We start from the raw sequence: 25,306 nt of genomic DNA on the forward strand, positions 1-25,306 counted from the left end.
GCGTACAACTAACTGTGCGTCCCTAACGCGTGTTGATTTACCAAATAAAATCTATGCATATAATTAAAAAAATATTCGTATTTCCACGAATTATTTACTTTTTGATGCCAATTATAGTTATCAGCTTTGTATTCACAAATTTACTCTCAAATGCTGTTGAAGTAAGTAGCATAGAATTTATCGGGGAAGCAACTTTACCAAAAGGTTTAATATTGCGAAAAACTGAAATTGGAGGTTTATCTGGAGTTGCGTATAATGCAAAAAACAACCTTTATTACACTATCTCCGATGATCGTGGACAAAAAGCGGCAGCTCGTTTATACACTTTAAAAATTGACTTAAGCAAAGGTTCTCTAGAAAAGGGTAAAGTTGTTCCTGTCAGCGTTACCACGTTATTAAATGAAAATGGTCAAACATTTCGCGCTGGTGAAAGTGATACAGAAGGTATTGCGTTAACTAATAAAGAAACTGTGTTTATTTCATCTGAAGGTGATGCTGCAAGATTAATTAATCCTTTTATTAAAGAGTTTTCGCTATCTTCTGGCAAAGAAATTGTAACACTCCCCATACCAAATAAATTTTTGCCAGATAAAACTGGTCAACAAGGTATCCGCAACAATTTGGCTTTTGAAAGCCTCACCATCACGCCCGATAACAAGCATCTATTTACAGCTACCGAAAATGCTCTAATTCAAGATGGTGTAACAGCTAAACCTAATGTCGGCAGCCCTTGCCGCATTTTGCAATATAACTTACTCAATAACCAGCCAGAAAAAGAATTTCTTTACCAAACTGAACCAGTTTCCCCCTTTTTGAATGTAACTGGCAAATTCGCTAGTGGATTACCCGATTTGATTGCTCTCGATAATCAAGGACACTTCCTAAGTTTAGAACGCTCTTTTACTGGTTTAGGATTTGCTATTTCGCTATTTCAGGTTTCTTTAGAAGGAGCCAATGATATTCATAATATTGACAGCCTTTTAGCAGTTGATTCCAAAAACATTAAACCAGTTCAAAAAAAACTGCTGTTAGATTTGAGAAAACTAGATGTACTGTTAGATAACATCGAAGGCTTAACTCTTGGCCCTAAACTATCCGATGGGCAGCAATCATTAATTCTTATCAGTGATAACAATTTTAACTCTCTACAACGCACCCAGATACTAGCCTTTAAAATTAAAATTGAAACTCCGCTAATTAGATTATTACGTCGTTTACTTCCGAATCTTAACTTTTAACTGTATACAGGTGAAGGGGCGATTGTACCTTCACCGCTATTTACTTTTTTCTGATTATTCCTGTGTATTCACGGAATCTACTAGGCAAGTTTATCTAGTCTGTTTGTAGTTTCCGTGTAATTTCTCAGCCGTAATCCTTAATAAATATGTTACACAATATTTAGAAGTTATTGCAGAGAGATCAAACACAATTACAGAAGATAATTAATTTTCTCAAAATTCTGATATTTTTTAGATTTAAGTTTAATAATTAGCGAGACTTATTAAAATGTTTTGCCAAAAATATTTTTCATAAATGATTTTTATGCTAGAAAATAAAATTGAGAGTATGGTAGGGCAAAAAGCAGAAGTAGACGATTACATAGGACAATTTTTAAATAATCGTTATTTAATCAAAGATTTGATTGGCAAAGGGGGAATGGGCAGAGTTTATCTAGCTGAAGATACCGCTAAAGATGGTATGCCGATCGCAATCAAAATCTTATCACTTAGTTTAGCAAACCAACAAATGTCCCAACGCTTTGCTAGAGAGATTTATATTGGCGCTCAATTGGGCCGCAAAAGTAAACATATTGTTCGGATCTTAAGTTATGGCGTTACTGAGGATAAAACTCCATTTTATGTCATGGAATACCTCAAAGGAAAAAATCTCAAGCAAATTCTTAAAATTCAACCTTTAACATTATCGAAGTTTTTGAAAATTTGTAATCAGATTTGTTTAGGCTTACAATGTGCCCACGAAGGTATCAGCCTTAAAGGAGAAATTTCTCCTATTGTTCATAGGGATATTAAACCAGAAAATATATTTATTGCTGAAGATAGTAAAGAAGGAGAAATTGTTAAAATACTAGATTTTGGGATTGCCAAATTTCTTACAGAGCGAAGTGGGATGACTCTCACAGATTCTTTTATTGGCAGTTTACCTTATTGTTCTCCAGAACACATGGAAGGACGCAAACTGCTAGATGTCCGCTCCGATATTTACAGTTTGGGAGTATTAATGTTTGAGATGCTGGCAGGTAAACATCCATTTCAAACAAAAAGTAACTCCTTTGGTACTTGGTATCAAGCACATCGCTTTCAAATGCCGCCTACAGTTGAACAAGTCAATCCGCAAGTCAAAATACCGCAGTTATTAGAAAAAATATTGATGAGTTGTTTGGCGAAAGAAGTAAGCGAACGCCCTCAAAATATAAACCAAATATTAGAGGATTTACAAAAGGTTAATATTCAATTTAATAGTTCTATCCCTAGCAATAATGATGACATTAGCAAAGACTCGTTTCCAGTTCAATTAGTCCCAGCAACTTTATTATCAGAAAAAGAGTGTTTGCAAAAAAAATGGCCTAAAAATAAACCAATTGCGCCAATTGGTTTTCCCCATTTACTACATACGACTCAAAGACCTATACCGACTTTTTGGGCAATGTTGCCAAAACAAGATATTACAAAGTTTTTAGATAACATACATGGTACTGAATTTCTTAGCAAAACGAATATGTACCCGATGCTATTGTGGTTAACAGTATTATACGATACTCAACCTTCTATGAGTAAATGGCTGCCTTATTTTCTAGATTTGAAAGATAGTAAAGGGCAAAATATAGCACGTAGTTTAGCGGAAGTAGGTTATTACCATCTACTATTTTTTGCCATAGAAGATCCAACCCGTTGCTCTCATGTAAAAACTTTAAGCCTTACGGCTAAACAACGCCAGAAACTTATAGATTGCCTAGATATGAATCAATATTCAAATGAATCAATGCTATCTAGCCAAACAAAAAACCTTTTAAGAACTGATTATGAAAAGCTTAAGTTAGACATATTACAAAAGTTAGCCGCAGAGAAAAAAACTGAGACAGAAAGTTTAAAAAATTGGATGGATAAATTTTTTGAGGTTTTTTTAAAACTTTTATCATGTCCTTAAAAGTATTTTCTCAAATGGCTTGTCCAATTAGCTAATGATATTTTTATGTATATATTGCTAAATTTAAATAGGCTTAACAGCAAGCAGAGGTAAGCAAAGTGAATCAGAGCTTATTTACATCTTCAAGTAGTACGGGCTTGCTTGCCAATCGTTATCAACTCAAGCAATTAATTGGTAGCGGTGGTATGGGTGAAGTTTTTTTAGCAAATGATATTTTGTTAGGAGGCATACCAGTTGCTGTCAAGTTTTTGACTAAAACTGTTATCAATAACAAGATGCAACAAGACTTTGCTCGTGAAGCTTTAATGAGTGCGGCTTTGAGTCAAAAGAGCATACATATAGTGCGGGCGTATGATTATGGCGTGAATGAGAAAGGAAAACCATATTACGTCATGGAATATCTATGCGGTAAAAGTTTAAAGGATTTAATTCCGCTACCCCTGGATATATTTTTGACTCTCTGTCGCCAAATTTGTTTGGGCTTACAGTGTGCCCATCAAGGTATTAACATTGATGGGCAAATTTGTCCGTTAGTACATAGAGATATCAAGCCTGCTAATATATTAGTTATTCCTGATCCGATATTGGGTCAATTAGTTAAAATTCTCGATTTCGGGATTGCTAGATTTTTAAATTATGCATCAACAGCTAGTACAAGTAGTGGATTTAATGGTACTTTACCCTACTGTTCTCCAGAACAACTAGACGGAGAAAAATTAGATAGTCGCTCTGATATTTATAGTCTGGGTGTGATGATGTTTGAGATGCTTACAGGTAAAAAACCTTGGCAACCAGAAACTGATTACTTTGGTGCTTGGTATAAAGCACATCAATTTGAACAACCAAAAGCGATCGCAGATGTTAAACCCACTCTTAAAATACCTCAAAAGCTAAATGATTTAATCATGGCTTGTCTGGCGAAAAAACCTTGCGATCGCCCCCAAAATATCGCTCAAATTTTGCAAGTCTTAAACAGTTTAGAAGAGTCTAATTGTCCCAGTATACCTACAACTCTAGCTTCTAGTTCAAACTTTAGCCGTCCTTTTGATTCAGGTTTACCAATCACATTAGAACAAAGCTGCCGTAAACTTTTGTGGCCTGAAAATAAACCAATTCAAGAAATTGTTTTTCCTCAGCTTCTAAACACCGCACAAGGAGCCATAACGGCATTATGGTTGATGTTGTCTAAACAAGAAATTAAAAATTATGCCGTTTCTACCCGTTACAACCGATTTATGTTCATAACATCCCCTCACCCAATGTTGCTGTGGGTAACTGTACTCTACAATCGGCAATTACCTCCTAAGTGGCTACCGTGCTACTTAGATATGCAAAAATCCCCAAAATCTTAAGCTGGTAAGTTTCCTGGCTGAAAATGAACACTATCCTTTGATTTTCTTTACTTTAGAAGCACCACATTCCTGCACCAACCTTCTTAGTAGTCGCATCGAGCCAACTCAGCGACAAATGTTGAAAAGCTGGGTACAGCAGAGCCACAGTCTACCACCCGCTTCTCAACCCCAGTTGAGCAAACAGCTATTAAAGCAACAGTATAAACAAATGCAATCCCGGATATTGCAGCATCTGGAATCAGAGCCACAGGTTGTATTATCAAGGTTTTAACGAAAAAATTACACCTTGGTAGAGACGGGTCAAAAATAATTTCTAATTCCCAACTCCAAAACGCTTGACAAGTAGAAAAAAAATAGTGATAATAACAAAGTTGACAAACAAGGGACTGTAGTTCAATTGGTTAGAGCACCGCCCTGTCACGGCGGAAGTTGCGGGTTCGAGCCCCGTCAGTCCCGTTCTAAATTTATCAAACAGAATTCAGGAGTCAGGAGCCAGAATGGGCTAAACGCCCCGCTACCGCTAACAGAATTGAATTCTATGCGACTAGTAGATGAATAAACGGGTTTAAAACCCCAGACGCTCGATAGCACAGCGTTAGCGACGCAGGAGCGTCTGACTCGCTTGCCGCCGGCGCTATCGTCTGCACGGTGTCTACAATTGGTTGGGGTCTGAATCCCCATCCAATTTATTCTGACTCCTGAATTCTGACTTCTGAATTCTTCTTCAAGAGTAATAAATCACCGACCCGAACTTCGGTGATTTTTGATTTTGAATTCCCCAAAAGGATTGACTCAGAATTCAAGATTTGAATATAAGCTACATTTATCATGCTTTGCGAAAGAGAGAATTAACTGTGACTGTTAGAGTCCGTATTGCGCCGAGTCCAACCGGAAATTTGCATATTGGTACAGCTAGAACGGCTGTATTTAACTGGTTATTTGCCCGCCACCACGGTGGGAAATTTATACTGCGAATAGAAGACACAGATTTAGAGCGATCGCGTCCCGAATACACCGACAATATTCTGGAAGGATTGCGCTGGCTAGGACTGAACTGGGATGAAGGGCCATTTTTCCAATCCCAACGTCTGGATCTTTATAAAGAAGCAGTCCAAAAACTACTAGATCAAGGATTAGCCTATCGCTGCTACACCACTTCTGAAGAACTAGAGACTTTAAGAGAAGCTCAGAAAGCTAGAGGTGAGGCTCCTCGTTATGACAACCGTCACCGCAATCTCACCCCAGAGCAACGCGCCGCTTATGAAGCAGAAGGTCGCTCCTTTGTAATCCGCTTCAAAATCGAAGATGGGCGAGAAATTGTCTGGAACGACCTAGTAAGGGGAAAGATGTCTTGGCGAGGTAGCGATTTAGGTGGTGATATGGTCATCGCCCGTGCCTCAGAAGAAGGAAGCGGTCAACCTTTATACAACTTTGTCGTTGTAGTGGATGACATCGATATGCAAATCACCCATGTCATTCGGGGAGAAGACCACATTGCCAATACCGCCAAGCAAATTCTGCTGTATGAAGCAATGGGTGCAAAAATTCCAGAGTTCTCCCACACGCCGCTGATTTTGAACATGGAAGGGCGCAAGCTTTCTAAGCGAGATGGTGTCACTTCTATTTCTGACTTTCAGCAAATGGGCTTTACTGCTGAAGGCTTAGTAAATTACATGACATTGTTGGGTTGGTCGCCACCAGACTCGACACAAGAAATATTTACCTTAGAAGAAGCAGCGAAAGAATTTGGTTTTGAGCGTGTAAATAAAGCAGGTGCAAAGTTTGACTGGGACAAACTAGATTGGTTGAACAGTCAGTATATCCACAAGACGCCAGTAGATAAACTCACAGATTTACTCATACCTTATTGGCAAGCAGCTGGGTATAAATTTGATGATGGAAGAGAACGCCCTTGGTTAGAACAGCTAGTAACTTTAATTAGCCAGAGTTTGACTCGTTTAGTAGATGCAGTACCTCAAAGCCAACTGTTTTTTACTGACACAGTTGAATTTAGCGACGAAGGTAGTACACAACTGAAGCAAGAAGGTTCTACTGCTGTCCTTGAGGCGATTGTCACAGCCTTAGAAAATCAGCCTCAACTCTCAGAAGCCTTTGCCCAGGACATTATTAAGCAAGTCGTAAAAGAGCAAAAAGTCAAAAAAGGCTTAGTAATGCGATCGCTCAGAGCAGCCTTAACTGGAGATGTTCATGGCCCCGACCTCATACAATCTTGGTTACTACTAAATCAGATTGGTTTAGATAAGCCACGCTTGAGTAGGGCAATAACAGAAGCTAATTAGCGATTACAACAATTTTTAGATAGGTCTGGGAATGGGGAGTGGTGAGTGAGGGATTATAAGAATTCTTCCCCCATTCCCCATTCCCTATTCCCTGCTTTCACCCAGAAATATTGGGTTGATCGAGTATAGAGCAACTATAAGAACAAAAAATCATTGACTAATTCCTAATGAATTATTCCCAATTTCAAATCTAAAATAGGTAGTCAATTCTCCTCACTTTGGGAACTTGGTGTGTAAAATTCATGTCTTCAAAAACACTTAGAAGCGAAACGTAATTACAATGCCAACAAAAGCGCTTAATAGAGGGATGAGATTATCGTTCATGATAGTTACGCTGTTGATCACATCGACAGTTAATGCTGAGGAAGTGCCAACGATATTTGGAGATGTCACCATTGGCCCTCAGTTTTCCCCAGATCCCCTGACAGTTCGCGGGATGAGTGGTGGTTCAATATCTGGGAATCAAGTAGGTGGGAGAAGTGAAACAGCCACTGGCCCTTGCACCGGATTTGTTGATGAAACACCAGACCATACATTAGCGCTAACAAGTAAATTCGACTACCTGAAGTTGCAACTGCAAAGTCCTGAAGACACCACCTTGATTATCAAGGGGCCCGGTGGTACTTGGTGTAATGACGATTTTGAAGGCAAAAATGCTGGCATTATTGGTGAATGGCTGGCTGGAACTTACCAAGTTTGGGTTGGTTCCTACGAAAAAAGACAAGTATCTTCCTTACACGATACAAATTACAGAAGTTAAGTAGGGCATTGAAAAGAGGCACAAAGGGGTGTTGTTTTTACTGAGGAAAAAATTCTTTCTTCCTTGCTCCCTCATCTCCCCCACAATTATGATTGAGAGAGGCTGGAACGGCACGAGGAGCATTGTGGAAAAATTCTCCATGTCTTTGCATCCTGTTTTGCTCCCTTTTCTCGTGCGATTTTGTATTAAAATTAAGTTAACTTTGATTAAGACTTCTTGTTGGCATTGCCATAATGCCCTAACCGCTTTATGGCAGTGCATATAAGAGATCAAATTACACAAAATGGATTTATAAACATCCGTTTAAACAGCTTAATAGTGGCAGAGTGATGAACATTCGGTTACTAAGGCTGATGAATTGTATAGGCATCTAGAGGCAAATTAACATGAAATTCTCTTGGAAAGTCTTAGTACTCTGGACATTGCCGGCTTTGGTAATTGGCTTTTTCTTTTGGCAAGGGGCCTTTGCAGGCGCTCCTGCTGATATGAGTAAGAATGCAGCCAATACCCGCATGACTTATGGTCGCTTTCTAGAATACTTGGACGGCGATCGCGTCAGCAGCGTGGATCTTTACGAAGGCGGTAGGACAGCAATTATAGAAGCCCGCGATCCAGACATTGAAAATCGCGTCCAAAGGTGGCGTGTGGATTTGCCTGTTAACGCTCCTGAGTTAATTAGCAAGCTCAAAGAAAAAGATATTAGTTTTGATGCTCACCCCATGCGGAATGATGGGGCAATTTGGGGATTGTTGGGCAATCTCATATTCCCAGTTTTATTGATTACCGGGCTGTTCTTTTTGTTCCGGCGTTCTAGCAACCTCCCCGGCGGGCCAGGTCAAGCGATGAACTTCGGCAAATCTAAAGCGCGTTTCCAAATGGAGGCGAAAACCGGGGTCAAATTTGACGACGTAGCTGGTATTGAAGAAGCTAAGGAAGAATTGCAAGAAGTTGTCACCTTCCTGAAGCAGCCAGAAAGATTTACCGCAGTAGGCGCACGGATTCCCAAAGGAGTGCTGTTAGTTGGGCCTCCTGGAACTGGTAAAACTTTACTAGCAAAAGCGGTCGCGGGGGAGGCGGGCGTGCCCTTCTTCACGATCTCGGGTTCGGACTTCGTCGAGATGTTCGTCGGCGTCGGCGCCAGCCGCGTGCGCGACATGTTCGAACAGGCCAAGAAGAATGCGCCCTGCATCATCTTCATCGACGAAATCGACGCCGTTGGTCGTCATCGCGGCGCGGGTCTCGGCGGCGGCAATGACGAGCGCGAACAGACGCTGAACCAGCTGCTGGTCGAGATGGACGGCTTCGAGGCGTACCAGAGACATCATCCTGATCGCCGCGACCAACCGTCCCGACGTGCTGGACCCGGCGCTGCTGCGTCCCGGCCGTTTCGACCGCCAGGTAACTGTCGATGCACCCGATATCAAAGGGCGTTTGGAAATCTTACAAGTGCATGCGCGGAACAAGAAATTAGATCCTAGTGTATCTTTGGATGCGATCGCTCGTCGCACTCCTGGATTTACTGGTGCTGACTTAGCTAACTTGCTCAACGAAGCAGCAATTCTCACTGCGAGAAGACGCAAAGAAGCGATCACCCTCCGCGAAGTTGATGATGCGGTGGATCGGGTAGTTGCAGGGATGGAAGGTACTCCATTGGTAGATAGCAAGAGCAAGCGCTTAATTGCCTACCATGAAATTGGACACGCCTTAGTTGGGACTTTGTTAAAAGACCATGACCCAGTGCAGAAAGTTACCTTAATCCCACGGGGACAAGCACAGGGTTTAACTTGGTTTACGCCCAACGAAGAACAGGGGTTAATTTCCCGTTCCCAGTTGAAAGCCAGAATTACTGGTGCTTTGGGTGGTCGTGCCGCCGAAGAGGTCATTTTTGGCGCTGCGGAAGTCACAACTGGCGCTGGTGGAGACTTGCAACAGTTGTCGGGAATGGCGCGGCAGATGGTGACTCGTTTCGGAATGTCTGACTTAGGGCCACTGTCGTTAGAAAGCCAGCAGGGAGAAGTATTCTTAGGTCGTGACTGGACAACCCGATCTGAGTATTCTGAATCCATCGCTTCCCGCATTGATGGACAAGTGCGAGCGATCGTGGAAGAATGCTACGAAAACGCCAAGAAGATTGTCCGCGATCATCGCACTGTCACCGATCGCTTAGTCGATTTGCTCATCGAAAAAGAAACAATTGACGGCGAAGAATTCCGCCAGATTGTGGCTGAGTACGCTGAAGTCCCAGATAAGCAACAGTACGTACCGCAACTATAATATTTGACTCCTTTCCGGCTACTATCTGGAAATGAGTAAAGTGACAAAAAATAAAATGAGGATGGTATACTCCAACCTCATTTTTTGCGTTTTTTCAGTGTTAGGAAGTTTCTAATTTTAAAATTATCAAAATTTATGAACCTATAAACTCTATAACAAACCTTGTTTTTTCAACTTAGCTAGCGCATCTTCAGCAGCAGCTTTTTCTGCATCTTTTTATTGCGTCCCCTACCTTCTCCATAAATCTTTTCATCTACCAATACTTTGGCTATGAATTCTGGCGCGTGAGAAGGGCCTCCTATTTGTTCTGTAAAATATTTGGGGGGATTCGGAGTAATGTTGCGTTGCACCCATTCTTGAAAGCGATTTTTTGAGTCTACATTAGAACGAGACACAACTATATGCTTAGGATCTACAGAATCAAATAGCGGTTCTATAATTGCGCGAACTGCTTCAATATTGGAATCATTATCTAAATAGAAAGCACCAAGTACAGCTTCAAAGGTGCTACTGAGCAAATTAGGATTTTGGAAGCCTCCGTCTCGAATAGCGCCTTTTCCTAACCGCATCCTAAAGTCTAAACCTACCTCCTCGGCGAACTTTGCTAATTGTTTCTCATCTACCAACGCCGAACGCCGCCGTGTTAATTCATCTTCTCCCATTTCTGGGTGACAACTGTATAGATACTCACCACTTAAGAAATTCAGCAAAGCATCACCGAGGAATTCTAAGCGTTCATTGTGTTCGCCTTCTCCGGGGTTTTCATGGACATAAGAACGGTGGGTAAGTGCTTGTCGTAAAAGTTTTTCATTATGAAATATTAGAAGTTTGTGCATTTTATCTTATGTCTTGTTGCAGAAATTGACTGTTGGGAAAATTGACAATTGTTTTTTGTTCAGACATGAAAACACCGCAAATTGCGGTGTTTTGGGAAAACCCAGTTTTTTATTTGACTGGGTTTTTCAAAGCTATTTTATGCAGCCAACATATCTAACTCAGTTAAAAATAACTCATGATTTTGTTTTCTGACTTTGCCATCCTTGACAGCAACATCAATAAACTGGCTAAAATTCTTAAATCTCTTGCCATTAGCTGTAGAAATAGATGAGCATCCTTGATATTTATCACAAAGTTGACGCATCAATTTATCAATACTACCAAATACGGTAGGTTTACCTTGGTTTGAAAGAGTATTGATAGCTTCAATTAGATACTCTATAGCCTCTTTGCAATTAATCTGAGACATAAGAGTCGTGTTTTGAGCTTGAGTCTTATTGTTAGTTAATCTGGGTAAATCATCTAAAAAGTAAAATTCATCAGCCAATTCTTTCAGCTTTTGTTTTACATTACCTTTTTGAGCAAGAATGATGGCTTGTTTCCCTAATTTTTGCAGATTATGAACTAATTTTATAAAGTCTCCATCTCCTGATATGATCATAATTATATCTGGAGACATATTGCTGTGAATATCCCCTAAGCAATCAGCTATTAATTGGTTATCTGCACTATCTTTTAAAGGACAAGGAACATTAAGACAGTTAAAAAGATTACCGAAATCATCCTTTACAGAAACTTGATCTTGACACTGTGCATTGTAGTAAACTTTTGCACTAATTACACGTCCTTTGGATTGTGCTAAATCCAACAATGATTTAGCCTGAGATGGACTTAATTTAGCATTTTGATAATCCCAATATATGGAAATTAGAGGTAGCTGCTGGCTTGCTTGTTTTTTGGAAAATTGATTAGCGTGTGGCATCGTAATGTATCCAGTTATTGTTTGGTAAACTGGACAGCTTCAACAAATTACACATCTGGCAGTAGGAGGGCTTTATACTGGGAATTTATACTTAAAAAGTACTACCCTGCAATAAAGCTTTGTACTGTCGCTTTCGTTTGGTTCAAGTCTCAGCCGTAGAACTCCTGGCTTCCTACCAAGTTTCGCGTCATCCTTTCCCCTGAGCATTCATCCAAACATCTTGTCTTCCTGTTGAAAGTCTAGTCAATCAGTTGACTTGACATTTAGCTAAATAATCAGCCGAAGGGATGACACGAAGCTTGGCAGAAAACTAGGAATTCTGCTGCTGAGACAACACCAAAAACCTGCGTTTTAGAGTGCGGTTGTTTGTTCTGTCTTATGTACAGAGTGACATGGATGACCCTGGATTGTCAATATACTTATTTATGAAGATTTCGTAAAAGCGCTCACCCATATTCATGAACTTTAAAAATGTTATATGTATTACTTTAAAATATTTTAGTGAATAAATAATTTACGGTTTACTTTGTGCGATCGCACTATACAAAATACCTAAAATTTTCTTAATATCCTTAATATAATATTCACTCAAATCAATCGAAACTACATTACCTTCAAGCTTGAGAAATTGCCAGATAGTACCGATAGTAACAGCACCATATATAGCTTTAATTTGATTTCCACCTCTTTCGTTAAATAACTGAGCAGCTACCATTTCGGCAATACATTGGGCTAAACCAGACCTCAAATTCTCATTTTTACTTTCTACTAAGACAATCACCGGACTACGTACAAGCAACTGCTCTGAAGAAAGACTCAAAATAAAATCACAAAATCCATTTAATCCTCGTTGACTATCAACGGTAAAATCAACTCCCGAAAAAAAGCTGATTTCATAATTAAATTTGCGTCTAATTTCTAATAAAATTGGACTGATTATCATTTCACTCCGAGCTTTTTCAGAACTTATCGCTACTGCTAAGTCAACATTTTCCCTCAGAATAGTAGATAATAAATCACTACAATCTTGCTCCTCGACATTTGCAAATAGTCCAGATGATTCGTGGATAATCAACCCAAAAGAATCGATAACTTCAACAAGTTTAAAATCACTATAAGCCATAAAACTTAATCCTTTGTCTTATGACTGAATCCTATAACAAAGTTTAAAAATTTCGCTTTGGCAGAAACACCTTAGCTAAATCAAGAGATAAATCAGGGAAGCAGGGAAAATTTATTACCTCATTTGACAAGAAAATTCGCTTATTTGAATAACCATATCTGCCTTGGTTATCCTGATATGGTTCACTGTAAGCTTCCAAATAATTATCGAATAAATTGAATATCCAATAATCAGTGATACCCGCTTTAGCATAGAGAGGGATTTTCACATCTTGGTCATAAGCCAAAGAAGAATCTGAAACTTCCATCACCAATAAAACATCAGCAGGTTTAGGGTGAGCCGACAGATAATCATCAGCACGGTTTTGAACAATCGCAAAATCTGGTTCAGGTTCGCTATTAGGCGGCAAAGCAATCGGGGCTTGTGATTGCAAAGTAGCCTTGTCTCCCAGTATTTTGGGGAGTTCCTTCCATAATTTTCTTAAGCAAGTTTCATGGGCTTTACCTTTGGATGCCATTTCAATAATTTCCCCGTTAATTAATTCAATATGGTCATCTTCATGGAAAAAGCCCAATTCTCCAAGCCTGTGGTATTCATCCAGTGTGAAGCGTTTAGCTTGAGCAATACTCATAACCTTACCTTTGTCTCATTGCCATAATCCCTATTCTAAATGTGTCAGAAATTGGTATGCTAAAGGCCGAGACTCGCTATAAAAGCAAACAATGCCTGCGCCTACCATCAACCCCACGATCACTGCCTTTCCCTTGACTGCCGTAGTCGGTCAAGAAGCAATTAAATTAGCCTTGCTGTTAGCAGCCGTTGATCCTGGTTTGGGAGGAGTAGCGATCGCAGGTCGTCGCGGTACGGCAAAATCTGTAATGGCTCGTGCTATCCATGCTCTACTACCGCCGATTGAAGTTGTCAAAGGCTCAATCAGCAATTGTGACCCCAATCACCCAGAAGAATGGGACGATCAACTATTGGCGGAGTACGCAGATAAAGATATTCAAGATGTGCCCGTCGAAATTATCCCCGCGCCTTTTTTGCAAATTCCTCTAGGTATTACAGAAGACCGACTCCTCGGTTCAGTGGATGTCGAAAAGTCGGTAAAACAAGGTGATACCATTTTTCAGCCCGGTTTACTCGCTACAGCAAACCGGGGTGTACTGTACGTAGATGAAATTAATTTATTAGATGACCAAATATCAAATCAGCTTCTAACAGTATTATCTGACGGACGCAACCAGATAGAACGAGAAGGGATTAGTTTTCAGCATCCGTGCAAATCCCTATTTATTGCCACCTACAATCCAGAAGAAGGCGGATTACGGGAGCATTTATTAGATAGAATTGCGATCGCACTTTCTGCTGACGGTGTACTTGGCTTAGATCAAAGAGTAGAAGCAGTAGAGCAAGCGATCGCTTATTCTAAATCTCCCCAAGATTTTCTCAAACAGTACAACGAAGATTTAGACTCCCTGAAAACCCAAATCATCTTGGCGCGGGAATGGTTAAAAGAAGTCATCATCACCCATGAACAAATTGCCTATTTAGTGGATGAGGCTATTCGCGGCGGAGTTCAGGGACATCGCGCCGAGTTATTCGCCACGCGGGTTGCTAAAGCTGCTGCGGCTTTGGAGGGACGGACAACAGTTAATGCCGAAGATTTGCGCCGTGCTGTAGAACTGGTAATTGTACCACGTGCCACAGTTGTGCAGACACCGCCACCAGATCAAGCACCACCACCGCCTCCACCACCGCCACAACAGAATCAAGAAGAACCCCAAGACGAATCTGAAGAGGAACAAGAGGAACAAGAAGAACAAGAAGAAAATCAAGAGCAAGAACCCCCCGACATCCCGGAAGAGTTTATCTTTGATCCAGAAGGGGTAATCCTTGATGACAGCGTGTTGTATTTTACCCAAACAGCGAAGCGGCAAGGTAAATCTGGTAGTCGCAGTGTCATCTTTTCTGATGATAGGGGACGCTACATTAAGCCAATGTTACCCAAGGGAAAAGCGCGACGCATTGCAGTAGATGCTACCTTGAGAGCAGCTGCTCCTTATCAAAAAGCACGCAGAGAAAGACAACCAGATAGAAAAGTTATTGTCGAACAGCCTGATATTCGCTCAAAACGCTTGGTACGCAAAGCCGGGGCGTTGGTAGTATTTGTGGTAGATGCTTCTGGCTCAATGGCCCTCAATCGAATGCAATCGGCTAAAGGTGCGGTGATGCAACTGTTGACAGAAGCTTATCAAAACCGCGATCAAATAGCATTAATTCCCTTCCGGGGAGAACAGGCAGAGGTATTATTGCCTCCCACACGTTCTATTGCTTTAGCGCGTAACCGTTTGGAAAGGTTGCCCTGTGGCGGGGGTTCGCCCTTAGCGCATGGTTTAACTCAAGCTGTGCGCGTCGGCTTAAATGCTCAGATGAGTGGAGATATTGGGCAAGTTGTCCTTGTAGCAATCACCGATGGGCGGGGTAATATTCCCTTAGCGCGTTCTTTGGGTGAACAGCTTGAACCAGGAGAAAAGCCAGATATCAAAGGAGAATTATTAGAAATTGCTGCCAGAATTCGTGCTTTGGGGATGCAACTATTAGTAATTGATACGGAAAGTAAATTTGTGTCTACTGGCTTTGCTAAAGAATTATCGCAAACAGCAGGCGGTAAATATTATCATTTGCCAAAAGCGACAGATCAAGCTATTGCTGCTATGACCAAAGGTGCGATCGCTGATTTAAAATCTAGATAATTTGTCATTAGTCATTTGTCAGTTGCTTTTCTACTAATCACTGACCATTGACTAATGACTACGAGCCAGTGGGCATTACCTGTGGTTGTAAATAGCAAATCAAATCCTGAATTCCCTTTTGCAAATAGCGTGTTACCGTCATTGGACTAGTGCCAATATTTTTAGCGGCATCCTTGCGAGAAAGTTTCCTTCAAGAATACCATTTCTACTGCCATGCGGGGCTTTTCTTCCAACATATTGATTGCGCCTTGGAGTTGTTGGCGTTCTTCTTCTTGTTGCAGAAGTACATGAGAACGAGGACAAGGAAGTGCTTCACCCAAGGTTATTTGGCAATCAACATAGTTAACTGCGGTTGCATCTAAACTCAAAGGCATCCGATTTTGAGCGGCTAACTTAGTTTTCTTGCCATTCTTGCACAGATACCCTCAGGTGGCTGGCAATTTCAGCATCCTTGGGCTGGCGACCTAAAGACATTGCCAAGTCCTTGCGGATCTTTTGCCCTTCATTGTATAATTCTTGCCAACGACGGGGGATTTTTAATAGAGTACTGCGATCGCGCAAGAAGTGCAGCATCTCACCGCGAATATATGGCACTGCAAAGGAACTAAAAGCATATCCTTGGCTAGGGTCAAAACGTTCAATAGCCCTAATCAAACCAAAATACCCAATTTGTTCTAAATCTTCATAAGGTTCATTACATTGATGGCTGAACTTATGAGCCATCTTCCGCACTAAGCCAGTATGTAACTGTACAAGTTTATTACGAAGTTTAATAGATGGATTCTGGTGGTACAAGTGTAATAATTCTATACCATCAGTTCGTAAAGAGGACTCACTTGTTGCCATATACATTCCTTTGTTGTAACTCCTATTCCTGGGAAAATGGAGTTGCGTATATTTTTTTCTAAGTTGTTATTATTTTGCTTAGTCAGGGAAGAATAAGCCATCGTCGTTTCACTGAACTTATGAAGGATCGAACTCTATAATTCAGTATTTGTACGCATGATTTTGCTAACATCTCTGTTGGAAGTTGTTTCTATTTTTTACATAACTCTTCAATGACACATAATCTTTAGCTTTTGCAACAAAAACTAGCTATTTATGCTGAACAATGCATAACTGGACTAATAGCCATCTGTCATACTGAGAGCAACGTGGATCGGCACTGAATTAATCGCAAAAGAGACTGAGCAATTTTATCTCTGAGTACGCACTGTTATTAATAAAGCTCAGAAATCCAAATTGGCGGTTGGGTTGAAAAACAAAATCCAAGCTACAAAAAACAGAATTTTACCTCATTTTTATAAGGATTTATACTTAGCTGAGTATTGAGTGAAATTTCCATTCAATTTTGAGAAAACAGGAACTTTGGAAACTTATAAATGTAAAAACATAGAAACAAGTTATGGATATGTAAGTTTGGTGGGTGTCACACTTCTGCTAGACACAAGGGTGAACAATGAAAATCACCAAACATCGCCAGAAAATTCTTGATGCACTTCAACAATGGTTTAGCATCCATAAACAAGGGTCTAGCCTAGATAAAGTTGTGTCAATAACTCGGAATGCAACCATGTCAGAAAGCAATAGTTCAACGCTGGTTGCAAACTATGCCTTAAATCGTTGGCTGTTAATCGCAAAGATTGGTAACAATAGGAATAAGCACAACGTTTTCCTAAAAAACAGTTTTTCAATATGAGCAATACCAGTAATTTTCGTGAAGCTATCCGTGAGGCTAAATCTCACGCCCTTGTTGGCCCAAACGTAATCGCCAACGCCCTCCCCTACGTCGGTGGTGGATTGGTGCTAACGGCATTAGGAACCTACGGCGGTTTGGGAGTTATCCGTACTAACCCCGAAATATTCTTTCCCACCTTCATTGGTGCGGTGATTGTAGAGTTAATTTTGTTCTTTGTTGCCCAAAATGTTGCCCAAAAAGGCAATAAGGGACTTGCGCTACCTCTGTTGGCAACCTACAGCCTCTTGTCTGGATATACTCTCAGTGGTTTGATATTTGTCGCTTTGAGATCCCAAGGTGTTGGTATTCAAGGCATTGGGTTGGCTGCCCTTGGTTGTGGTGTCACCTTTATTGCTGCCCGTCAAATTGGTTCAAATCTTTCTGAACAAGATGGGATGGCTTTGACGAAAACCATCAATCTCGGCGTTATTGCCTTGGTGGTTGTGTGCCTTGCCCAATTTGGGTTTGCCATGTTTGGTGTTTACACGCCAAATTGGTTAGAAATCGCCATTTCCGGTTTAGGAGTATTTCTGTTTGTTGGGGTTTCTGTTGTCGATTTCTACATCTTGCCCCGCACTTACAGCGATGACCAATATCTGCCTGCTGCTTTGTCGATGTACCTTACTTACATCAACTTGTTTGTCTTTATCTTGCGGTTGCTAATTGCCATCAATGGCCGCGATTAATTCTCTGTAGGCACTAACACAAGTAAAATTTTCTAAAGTAAAACCGTGGTTAAATTTTTAGCAACCACGGTTTTTTCATCTGTTTAACAGTATAATATGTATATTAAGTTAAGCCTCAAGTGAGCAAAACTATGCTTGAACTCTTAAATATAAAAATTGAAGTAGAAAAATTGTCTAATATCTTGGGTAAGGCTGAGGACTGTCTTTGACCTCCAATATTTGACTGCAAGAATTCAATATTTAGATCAAGTAATTGCTCAACCGGACTTTTGGAATAATCCAACCCGTGCTTATGAACTACTTCAAGAAATTGAATACTCTATATTCTATAAGCATCAGAAATATCAGCGCTGGTGTTCGATTCTAGAAGATATCAAGGCTGCGTTGGAATTGCTGGAATTATCAGCCGATGAACAATTGTGGCAAGAGGTACAAAGCAACCTTATTCAACTCCAACAAGAACTCGAAACAGCAGAAATACGACAATTATTTTCTGACCCCCACGACCAAAAAGGTGCATTTCTCACTATTGCTGCTGAGGTTGATAATGCAGATGATCAATACTGGGCATATATGTTGCTACAAATGTACTGTCGTTGGGGAAAAAGCCACAATTATCCATTGGATGTAGTAGAGATTTCTGAGGGAAATGAAGCCGGAATTAAGTATGCAACCTTAGAAATTACAAAACGTTATGCATACGGCTACCTCAAATCAGAAACAGGCACACATCAACTACAGCAAATATCGCCCTTTGATGCTACTAACAGCTTGCGGACGAGTTTAGCTAGTGTAGAAGTTCTCCCAATATTGGATGAGTCTGTTGAGTGGGAGATTCCAGAGAAGCATTTAGAAATTACTTTGCCGCGCCATCGGGGGAATGTCAACCGCCCAGAAACATGGGTGCGAGTGTTTCATATTCCTACCGGGATTAGTGTATTTTGCGATCAAGAGCGCAGTCAGATGCAAAACAAAGAGAAAGCCTTAGTTATTCTCGAAGAGTAAACTATTTGCGATGCCTACGGTTGGCTACGCCTACGCACTAGCCCAAGGTGTCCAGATTGACAAAATTCAACCCGGACAGATAAAATCCCTATCCAACAAGCTCATCCGTGAATATATCTTGTATCCTTACACTCAGGTGAAAGATTTACGCACTAATTTAGAAACATCTGCTGCGACAGAAGTATTTAGACGGTAAAATTGATTTGTTTATCAAAGCCTATCTGCAACAGCTATATCTCACTACTTCAGGGGATAAGGAAGTGCTTGATAATTTAAAGTAACTTTTGTAACCTATACAAGTTGTGCAGAAAAAATTTGCCCAACTACAGCTAAAATCAAGAAACATAAAAAGAGCAATTTTCTAATCCAAAGCGCTCTATCTATCATTCAGCAAGCATTATGGATGTCCTAGAACTCAAACGCGAAATCGAAACGTTGTCTGGCCGCCTGGGTAAAACCCAGGACTATCTTTGACGTACCTGCACTAACAGCCAAAATTCAAGACCTCGAAAAAATATCTTCTCAACCAGAATTTTGGAATGAGCAAACCCAGGCGCAACAAACGCTGCAAGAACTCAACGACCTGAAAGCCCACCTTCAGCAATACGATCGCTGGCACGCCAATCTAGAAGATACTAAGGCTGTTGTTGAATTGTTGGAGTTAGAAACTGATGAGGCACTACTCCAAGAAGCAGAATCTACCATCACCAAGCTGAATCGTGACCTCGACCAGTGGGAGTTACAACAGTTACTTTCCGGCCCATACGATGCGGAAGGTGCTGTACTGACGATTAGTGCTGGTGCTGGTGGCACAGATGCTCAAGACTGGGCATTTATGCTGATGCGGATGTACACTCGTTGGGGCGAAGCACACGGTTATAAGGTAACTTTAGCTGAAGAGTCGGAGGGTGATGAAGCTGGAATTAAATCGGCAACCCTAGAAATTACTGGTCGCTATGCTTATGGTTACTTGCGATCGGAAATGGGTACACATCGCTTAGTGCGGATTTCACCTTTTAATGCCAATGGCAAACGACAAACCAGTTTTGCAGGGGTGGAAGTGATGCCACAGATTGATAATTCTGTGCAGTTGGATATTCCAGATAAAGATTTGGAAATCACCACAACTCGTTCTGGTGGTAAAGGTGGGCAAAACGTCAACAAAGTAGAAACTGCGGTGCGGATTGTTCACCTTCCTACTGGTCTTGCCGTGCGCTGTACAGAAGAGCGATCGCAGCTGCAAAATAAAGAGAAAGCCCTAAATCGCCTCAAAGCAAAGCTGTTGGTCATCGCCAAAGAGCAACGCGCCCAAGAAATTGCCGAAATTCGTGGCGATATGGTAGAAGCCTCCTGGGGAAACCAAATCCGTAACTATGTGTTTCACCCTTACCAAATGGTGAAGGATTTACGTACAAATACAGAAACTACAGCTATTGGTGATGTGATGAATGGCGAACTTGATACATTCATTCAAGCTTATCTGCGCCAAGAAAATAAACTAGTAGAAAACACTCCGGCATGATTAAGGGCTAGCAAGAGGTACTAGGTAATTTTTTCACTTTATGGACTTCCAGTGAGAAAACATCCCATCCTAGGGGCGCATAGATGTGCGCCCCTACCTTTGTGTACCTTGTCTTTGAGATGAGCGCGTAGGCGTAGCTAGTCGTAGATATCGCCTAGCAGCCGATATTAATGGCGGTTTTTCAGATAAATACCTAGCAATATACAGGGGATCGCAATTCTATTCCAGTCCAACTGTTACAGTTATAAAAGAGTCTGTAGACAAATAATTATGAGCAACTCTCCTTCGACAGAACCTCAACCTAGCTACGTAAAACTCGCTATGCGAAACATGGTGCGGAAGGGTGCAACTTCCCTGAAGCATTTTGCGTTGACTGCTATAGGGCTTTTAGCCCTGCTTGTTGGTCTTGCTTACTTAACTCACTAACAACAAACCGTAAACCTCAGATTAGGAGACTTTGTGCCCCTGAGAGTTGAACTATATGTAGAAGAGTATTTTTATGAGTTGTCCCCGACAACATCCGTAAAAATTGAGGATACTGATGCCCGAATTACTCCTGAAACTTGGGAAAACTGGTTTAATCAGTGGTTAGAAATACTTTACCCGCAGATTCCGCCAGCGCCAAGCTATGAAATAGGGCTACGTTTGACAGATGATTCGCAAATTCAAGAACTGAATGCTCAGTATCGACAACAAAACAAGCCTACAGACGTTTTAGCTTTTGCTGCTTTGGAGGCGGATTTTCCTCAAAGCGAAGAAATGCTGATCTCTATACCATTATATCTAGGTGATATCATAGTGTCTGTAGATACAGCACAACGTCAATCTCAACAACAAGAACATAGTTTACAAACCGAGCTAGCCTGGTTAACTGCTCACGGTTTGTTGCACCTGCTGGGCTGGGATCATCCTGATGAAGAAAGTTTGGAGCGAATGTTAGAACAGCAAGTGAGATTGCTGAAAGGAATAGGTATTGCTATTGACATGGAATAGCAGTAACTTATGTATCTTGAGTGTCAATTTTGGGTAATACTTTTATAATACCTCTGTGGAAAATTGCCTAAAGATTGCCTCAAAGTTAATTACGCCCTTAAGATTGGCGAATATTCCCACTGTAGCAACTCTATTTTTGTATTTTATAAGTCTATGTCCCAAAAAATTTCTCCATCACCAACACCTACCACGTTACAAACACTGGTGTCTAACGAACGGGAATTCTCCTGGAAAGTAGCCTCTAATTTATTTGTTAGCTTTAAATATGCCTGGGCTGGAATCAGCTATAGTTTTCAAACTCAACGTAATTTTCGCATCCACATAAGTGTTTGTGCAATGGCGATCGCATTAAGCGTTTTTTTGCATCTGCAAGCGGTGGAAATAGCGGTAATTGGGATAACTAGTGGTTTAGTTTTGGCATTAGAGTTACTAAATACAGCGATCGAGTCTCTTGTGGACTTAACCGTTAAGCAGACATATCACGATTTGGCAAAAATTGCTAAAGATTGTGCAGCAGGTGCAGTGCTTGTATCTGCTTTGGTAGCAGTGCTGGTAGCTAGTATCCTATTACTGCCTCCTTTGGTAAGGTTAATTATATCGGCTTTGTAGAGGTGATTGGCGTAGGCTACGCCAAGTGAGCCGCTAAGAGGATCACCGTCTGTCCGATTCCTTTTGGAAAACACATTTAAAATTTAAGTAGGGCGATCCTAGTTATTTGGTAATCTTTTAGGAAGTGGCTGGTCGTAAAGTAGCTACTTTATATCTACGCGTTCACGTCAGCGTTATTTTTACACCTAGCAAACAAATAGCATGAGATACTTGTCTATGCTTTTTGCAACTGATGAGTGGTAAAAACTAGGAGTGATAAGCTTTGATTATAGTTATCGACAATTACGACAGTTTTACATATAATTTAGTGCAGTATCTGGGAGAATTAGCAGCAGAATTCCCAGTAGCAGATGATATTAAAGTTTTTCGTAACGACAAAATATCCATAGATGAGATTCGGGCATTAAAGCCGGAAGCCGTAGTTATTTCTCCTGGGCCTGGTCGCCCGGAAGATGCTGGCATTTCTTTAGAATTGATTGAACAGCTAGGACAAGAGTTACCAATTTTGGGTGTTTGTTTGGGACATCAAAGTATTGGTCAAGTATTCGGTGGTAAAATAATTCCTGCTCCAGAGTTGATGCATGGCAAAACCTCTCAAGTGTCTCACACTGGGGTGGGGGTTTTTCGGGGATTAGAAAATCCTTTAACCGCCACCAGGTATCATAGTTTGGTCATCGAACGTGAGACTTGCCCAGATGTGTTAGAAATCACCGCTTGGGTTGAAGATAACACCATTATGGGAGTGCGACACCGGAACTATCCTCACATTCAGGGCGTCCAATTTCATCCAGAGAGTGTCCTGACATCTTCAGGAAAACAGTTATTGCAAAATTTTCTGAAACAGTTAAAGTCGAGAGCGTAATTAATGAAACGACGACAGTTGATGGGCTATGCTGGGGCGGGGTTGGTAACAGCTTTGCTTACTACCTTGGGTTCTGAATCTCAAGCTGACGCACAATCTAGCGGTTTATCAGTTCAGTGGTTGGGTCATACTTGCTTTCTTTTTACTGGTGGTGGTGCAAAAATTCTTGTAAATCCATTTCGGACGGTCGGCTGTACTGCTAAGTATCGCCCACCAAAAGTTGCAGCAGATTTAGTGCTGATTAGCAGTCAACTGCTGGATGAAGGTGCTGTAGATGTATTACCAGGAAATGCAAAACTCATCTACGAACCAGGAGTTTACGAGTTCAAAGGCATTAAGTTCCAAGGAATCGCTATAGACCACGATCGCAAAGGTGGTAAGCAGTTTGGCTCAAATACCGCTTGGAGTTGGAAGCAAGGCGGAATTAATATTTTACACTTAGGGGGAGCAGCCGCACCCATTTCCATTGAGCAAAAAATCCTGATGGGACGGCCTGATGTGGCATTTGTTCCAGTGGGAGGCAGTGCAAAAGCCTACAATGCCCAGGAAGCAAAGCAGGCTATTCAAGTGTTAAATCCTAAGTTGGTGATTCCGACCCATTACCGGACACAGGCGGCTGATGCTGCTGCGTGCGATATTTCACCACTGGATGATTTTCTGACCTTGATGCAAGGTATGACAGTGCGGCGTAGTAATGGAGATAGTATTTCCATTAACCCTGGTAAATTACCGGAAAATAGCGAAATTCAGGTTTTGAGTTACAAGTTTTGAATAAAGGAGATTGGCAAAGAAGCAGAGGAAGCAGGGGGAAATAATGACTCCTGCCTCCATCTCCTGAATTCAGGATTCTGTATTCTGAATTCTGATTTTAGAATGTATACCATTCTGGGCCAAGCTTATCTGCTTCGCTGATGGGAGTCTCAACGGCTGTCGTCTCATTTATAGTCCAAATATTGTCTGCACCTGCTGTCTGATCGCGCCAGTAGACATCGGTCTTACCATCACCGTTAAAATCGCCAAGAGATGGTGTCAAGGCCGCGTTATTAGTTGGTAAGAAAGCTTCAGTAGCAACTGTTGTACCATCCATCAACCAAGCGGTGTTCGCACCTGTGGTTCCATTGCGCCAGAAGATATCAGTCTTGCCATCACCGTTGAAATCACCAATTTTGGAAGTCCAGGATGAGTCAAGTGTTCCCAAAGCACCTTCTGTGACTAAGATACCTCTCATTGTCCAAATCTTGTTCTCACCTGTTGCAGCGTTTCTCCACAGCAAGTCAGTGCTTAAATCGCCGTTGAAATCGCCAACACTATAAGTCCAGGCTGCATCTTGTGATTGCAGTGCAAATTCAGTCTTTTGCGTACCATCCATAAACCAAGCAAGGTTATCGCCGGTTGTCTGATTGCGCCAGAAGATGTCACTCTTACCATTGCCGTCGAAATCAACAATGGTAGAAGTTAGTGCTGTGTCTGTAGTGTCTAGAACAGTTGCCGTCACAACTGTAGTGCCATCCATCTCCCAAATAGCGTTCTCACCGGTTGTAGCATTATGCCAGAAGATATCGGTTTTGCGATCGCCGTTGAAATCGCCAATCTGAGAAGTCCAGGCTGCATCAACGCTAGCTAGAGAAGCCGCATTAGCAACTCTTGTACCATCCATGAGGACAATGTTATTCTCACCGGTTGTCTTATTGCGTAATAAGAAGTCGGTTTTGCCATCATTGTTAAATTCGCCAATTTTGTAATCATAGGCGGATAGGTCAAATTGACCTAAAGAACCCTGTTCGACAACTCTTGTCCCATCCATTAGGCGAACGATAATCTCACCGGTTTGGCTATTTACCCAAAGTTTGTCTGTTTTGCCATCACCGTTGAAGTCAGGAACAATTGCGGCACTGGTTAGGTAAGGATTAGGATTAGGATTTGCTGATGCTACCGCAGATGATTCCAATTGTGAGGAACTTCTACCCCCAAAAGATGAACCATAAGAAGTAAATTCTAAGCTGCTTGGTTGTTGTAAAGGTTCTAATGGCTGTCCAGATGTACTTGTATTTAAAGCCGACTTTTGAGGATTTTTACTTTCAAACATGGTATTTTCTTATGACTGTGTTTGTTATCTTTTTTTAACTTTATTTTGCAGCCTCTTTCTGTAACCAAATAACATTTAGTAGGTTTTCAATATTTCTTTATAACTATTTTTTTTTGCTTAATGTTAGTTTTTAAACACAAACTTTTATTTCTTATAAATGATTTATTAAAATATTTCAAGTAGCATTTTAAACAATTAGAAAATGTTTTATGTGTGTGATGATTTAAAAATAAAACTAGGTTATGTTTTTCTCTTTTATTCAAGTTCTGATGACTTAAGTAAAAATAAATATTGGTTAAAATAACTTAGATTAGCA

Annotated in this window: 15 protein-coding genes, 1 tRNA gene and 6 pseudogenes; 16 read left to right on the forward strand and 6 right to left on the reverse strand. The window is 41.0% G+C overall.

Going from position 1 to position 25,306, the window contains the following annotated elements; translation table 11 throughout:
• The first annotated feature begins 53 nt into the window (after positions 1–53).
• From ANSO36C_RS13785 to ftsH2, 7 genes and pseudogenes are all read left to right on the forward strand, one after another.
• Entirely contained in the window at positions 54–1,238 is a 1,185-nt protein-coding gene (locus ANSO36C_RS13785) for an esterase-like activity of phytase family protein (protein WP_251959992.1), read from the forward strand.
• A 304-nt stretch (positions 1,239–1,542) separates the two neighbouring features.
• Positions 1,543–3,165: a serine/threonine protein kinase gene (locus tag ANSO36C_RS13790; protein ID WP_251959993.1), complete on the forward strand. Its 1,623-nt coding sequence runs from the start codon at positions 1,543–1,545 to the stop codon at positions 3,163–3,165.
• 98 nt (positions 3,166–3,263) lie between these two features.
• A pseudogene (locus ANSO36C_RS13795) lies at positions 3,264–4,788 on the forward strand (serine/threonine protein kinase).
• 111 nt (positions 4,789–4,899) lie between these two features.
• A tRNA-Asp gene (locus tag ANSO36C_RS13800) sits at positions 4,900–4,973 on the forward strand.
• A gap of 398 nt (positions 4,974–5,371) precedes the next feature.
• Positions 5,372–6,817 (forward strand): glutamate--tRNA ligase, encoded by a 1,446-nt coding sequence (gene gltX, locus ANSO36C_RS13805; RefSeq protein WP_251959994.1) that lies wholly within the window; start codon positions 5,372–5,374, stop codon positions 6,815–6,817.
• Positions 6,818–7,097: 280 nt separating this feature from the next.
• Positions 7,098–7,581 (forward strand): annotated as a pseudogene (locus ANSO36C_RS13810) (hypothetical protein).
• Between the two features lie 382 nt (positions 7,582–7,963).
• A pseudogene (ftsH2, locus tag ANSO36C_RS13815) lies at positions 7,964–9,851 on the forward strand (ATP-dependent zinc metalloprotease FtsH2).
• 150 nt (positions 9,852–10,001) lie between these two features.
• Here ftsH2 and rnc read toward each other — a convergent pair.
• The 4 genes and pseudogenes from rnc to ANSO36C_RS13835 all read right to left on the reverse strand — a co-directional run bounded on the left by rnc (position 10,002) and on the right by ANSO36C_RS13835 (position 13,364).
• Positions 10,002–10,687, reverse strand: a pseudogene (gene rnc / locus ANSO36C_RS13820) (ribonuclease III).
• 137 nt (positions 10,688–10,824) lie between these two features.
• Positions 10,825–11,610, reverse strand: coding sequence for an NYN domain-containing protein (locus tag ANSO36C_RS13825; RefSeq protein ID WP_251959995.1), 786 nt, complete (start codon positions 11,608–11,610; stop codon positions 10,825–10,827).
• A 514-nt stretch (positions 11,611–12,124) separates the two neighbouring features.
• Positions 12,125–12,733: a hypothetical protein gene (locus tag ANSO36C_RS13830; protein ID WP_251959996.1), complete on the reverse strand. Its 609-nt coding sequence runs from the start codon at positions 12,731–12,733 to the stop codon at positions 12,125–12,127.
• A 43-nt stretch (positions 12,734–12,776) separates the two neighbouring features.
• The gene (locus ANSO36C_RS13835; protein ID WP_251959997.1) at positions 12,777–13,364 is read right to left on the reverse strand and encodes a Uma2 family endonuclease; all 588 of its coding nucleotides are present in this window, start codon (positions 13,362–13,364) and stop codon (positions 12,777–12,779) included.
• 91 nt (positions 13,365–13,455) lie between these two features.
• Between ANSO36C_RS13835 and bchD the strand changes: the two genes are divergently transcribed.
• Positions 13,456–15,489, forward strand: a complete 2,034-nt coding sequence (gene bchD / locus ANSO36C_RS13840; protein ID WP_251959998.1) for a magnesium chelatase ATPase subunit D — start codon at positions 13,456–13,458, stop codon at positions 15,487–15,489.
• Between the two features lie 58 nt (positions 15,490–15,547).
• Here bchD and ANSO36C_RS13845 read toward each other — a convergent pair.
• Positions 15,548–16,335 (reverse strand): annotated as a pseudogene (locus ANSO36C_RS13845) (RNA polymerase sigma factor SigF).
• Positions 16,336–17,184: 849 nt separating this feature from the next.
• Between ANSO36C_RS13845 and ANSO36C_RS13850 the strand changes: the two are divergent.
• The 8 genes and pseudogenes from ANSO36C_RS13850 to ANSO36C_RS13885 all read left to right on the forward strand — a co-directional run bounded on the left by ANSO36C_RS13850 (position 17,185) and on the right by ANSO36C_RS13885 (position 23,675).
• Positions 17,185–17,913 (forward strand): Bax inhibitor-1/YccA family protein, encoded by a 729-nt coding sequence (locus ANSO36C_RS13850; RefSeq protein ID WP_251959999.1) that lies wholly within the window; start codon positions 17,185–17,187, stop codon positions 17,911–17,913.
• A gap of 131 nt (positions 17,914–18,044) precedes the next feature.
• Positions 18,045–19,199 (forward strand): annotated as a pseudogene (locus tag ANSO36C_RS13855) (PCRF domain-containing protein).
• Between the two features lie 118 nt (positions 19,200–19,317).
• A protein-coding gene (prfB, locus tag ANSO36C_RS13860; RefSeq protein WP_251960000.1) for a peptide chain release factor 2 occupies positions 19,318–20,440 on the forward strand; the annotation gives its coding sequence in 2 pieces (ribosomal slippage) (positions 19,318–19,389 and positions 19,391–20,440; 1,122 coding nt in all).
• Positions 20,441–20,710: 270 nt separating this feature from the next.
• Positions 20,711–20,866 (forward strand): DUF3285 domain-containing protein, encoded by a 156-nt coding sequence (locus ANSO36C_RS13865; protein WP_251960001.1) that lies wholly within the window; start codon positions 20,711–20,713, stop codon positions 20,864–20,866.
• 39 nt (positions 20,867–20,905) lie between these two features.
• A complete protein-coding gene (gene ybeY, locus ANSO36C_RS13870) occupies positions 20,906–21,433 on the forward strand; it encodes an rRNA maturation RNase YbeY (protein WP_251960327.1) in 528 nt (175 codons plus the stop codon).
• Positions 21,434–21,586: 153 nt separating this feature from the next.
• Positions 21,587–22,042: a diacylglycerol kinase family protein gene (locus ANSO36C_RS13875; protein ID WP_251960002.1), complete on the forward strand. Its 456-nt coding sequence runs from the start codon at positions 21,587–21,589 to the stop codon at positions 22,040–22,042.
• Between the two features lie 262 nt (positions 22,043–22,304).
• A complete protein-coding gene (locus ANSO36C_RS13880; RefSeq protein WP_251960003.1) occupies positions 22,305–22,904 on the forward strand; it encodes an anthranilate synthase component II in 600 nt (199 codons plus the stop codon).
• A 3-nt stretch (positions 22,905–22,907) separates the two neighbouring features.
• Positions 22,908–23,675, forward strand: coding sequence for an MBL fold metallo-hydrolase (locus tag ANSO36C_RS13885; RefSeq protein ID WP_251960004.1), 768 nt, complete (start codon positions 22,908–22,910; stop codon positions 23,673–23,675).
• A gap of 97 nt (positions 23,676–23,772) precedes the next feature.
• Here the strand turns inward: ANSO36C_RS13885 and ANSO36C_RS13890 are convergent, their stop codons facing one another.
• The gene (locus ANSO36C_RS13890) at positions 23,773–24,990 is read right to left on the reverse strand and encodes an FG-GAP repeat domain-containing protein (RefSeq protein ID WP_251960005.1); all 1,218 of its coding nucleotides are present in this window, start codon (positions 24,988–24,990) and stop codon (positions 23,773–23,775) included.
• Positions 24,991–25,306 lie beyond the last annotated feature (316 nt).

Origin of the sequence: Nostoc cf. commune SO-36 (assembly GCF_023734775.1) — a bacterium.
GTDB classification, from domain to species: Bacteria; Cyanobacteriota; Cyanobacteriia; order Cyanobacteriales; family Nostocaceae; genus Nostoc; species Nostoc commune_A.

What these genes read in the sequence shown, in the direction of transcription:
- ANSO36C_RS13890 (WP_251960005.1), bottom strand. Translation starts at nt 24,990, where the DNA reads ATGTTTGAAAGTAAAAATCCTCAAAAGTCGGCTTTAAATACAAGTACA.
- ANSO36C_RS13865 (WP_251960001.1), top strand. Translation starts at nt 20,711, where the DNA reads ATGAGCAACTCTCCTTCGACAGAACCTCAACCTAGCTACGTAAAACTC.
- ANSO36C_RS13790 (WP_251959993.1), top strand. Translation starts at nt 1,543, where the DNA reads ATGCTAGAAAATAAAATTGAGAGTATGGTAGGGCAAAAAGCAGAAGTA.
- ANSO36C_RS13785 (WP_251959992.1), top strand. Translation starts at nt 54, where the DNA reads ATGCATATAATTAAAAAAATATTCGTATTTCCACGAATTATTTACTTT.
- ANSO36C_RS13875 (WP_251960002.1), top strand. Translation starts at nt 21,587, where the DNA reads ATGTCCCAAAAAATTTCTCCATCACCAACACCTACCACGTTACAAACA.
- ANSO36C_RS13830 (WP_251959996.1), bottom strand. Translation starts at nt 12,733, where the DNA reads ATGGCTTATAGTGATTTTAAACTTGTTGAAGTTATCGATTCTTTTGGG.
- ANSO36C_RS13825 (WP_251959995.1), bottom strand. Translation starts at nt 11,610, where the DNA reads ATGCCACACGCTAATCAATTTTCCAAAAAACAAGCAAGCCAGCAGCTA.
- ANSO36C_RS13835 (WP_251959997.1), bottom strand. Translation starts at nt 13,364, where the DNA reads ATGAGTATTGCTCAAGCTAAACGCTTCACACTGGATGAATACCACAGG.
- ANSO36C_RS13850 (WP_251959999.1), top strand. Translation starts at nt 17,185, where the DNA reads ATGAGCAATACCAGTAATTTTCGTGAAGCTATCCGTGAGGCTAAATCT.
- ANSO36C_RS13885 (WP_251960004.1), top strand. Translation starts at nt 22,908, where the DNA reads ATGAAACGACGACAGTTGATGGGCTATGCTGGGGCGGGGTTGGTAACA.
- bchD (WP_251959998.1), top strand. Translation starts at nt 13,456, where the DNA reads ATGCCTGCGCCTACCATCAACCCCACGATCACTGCCTTTCCCTTGACT.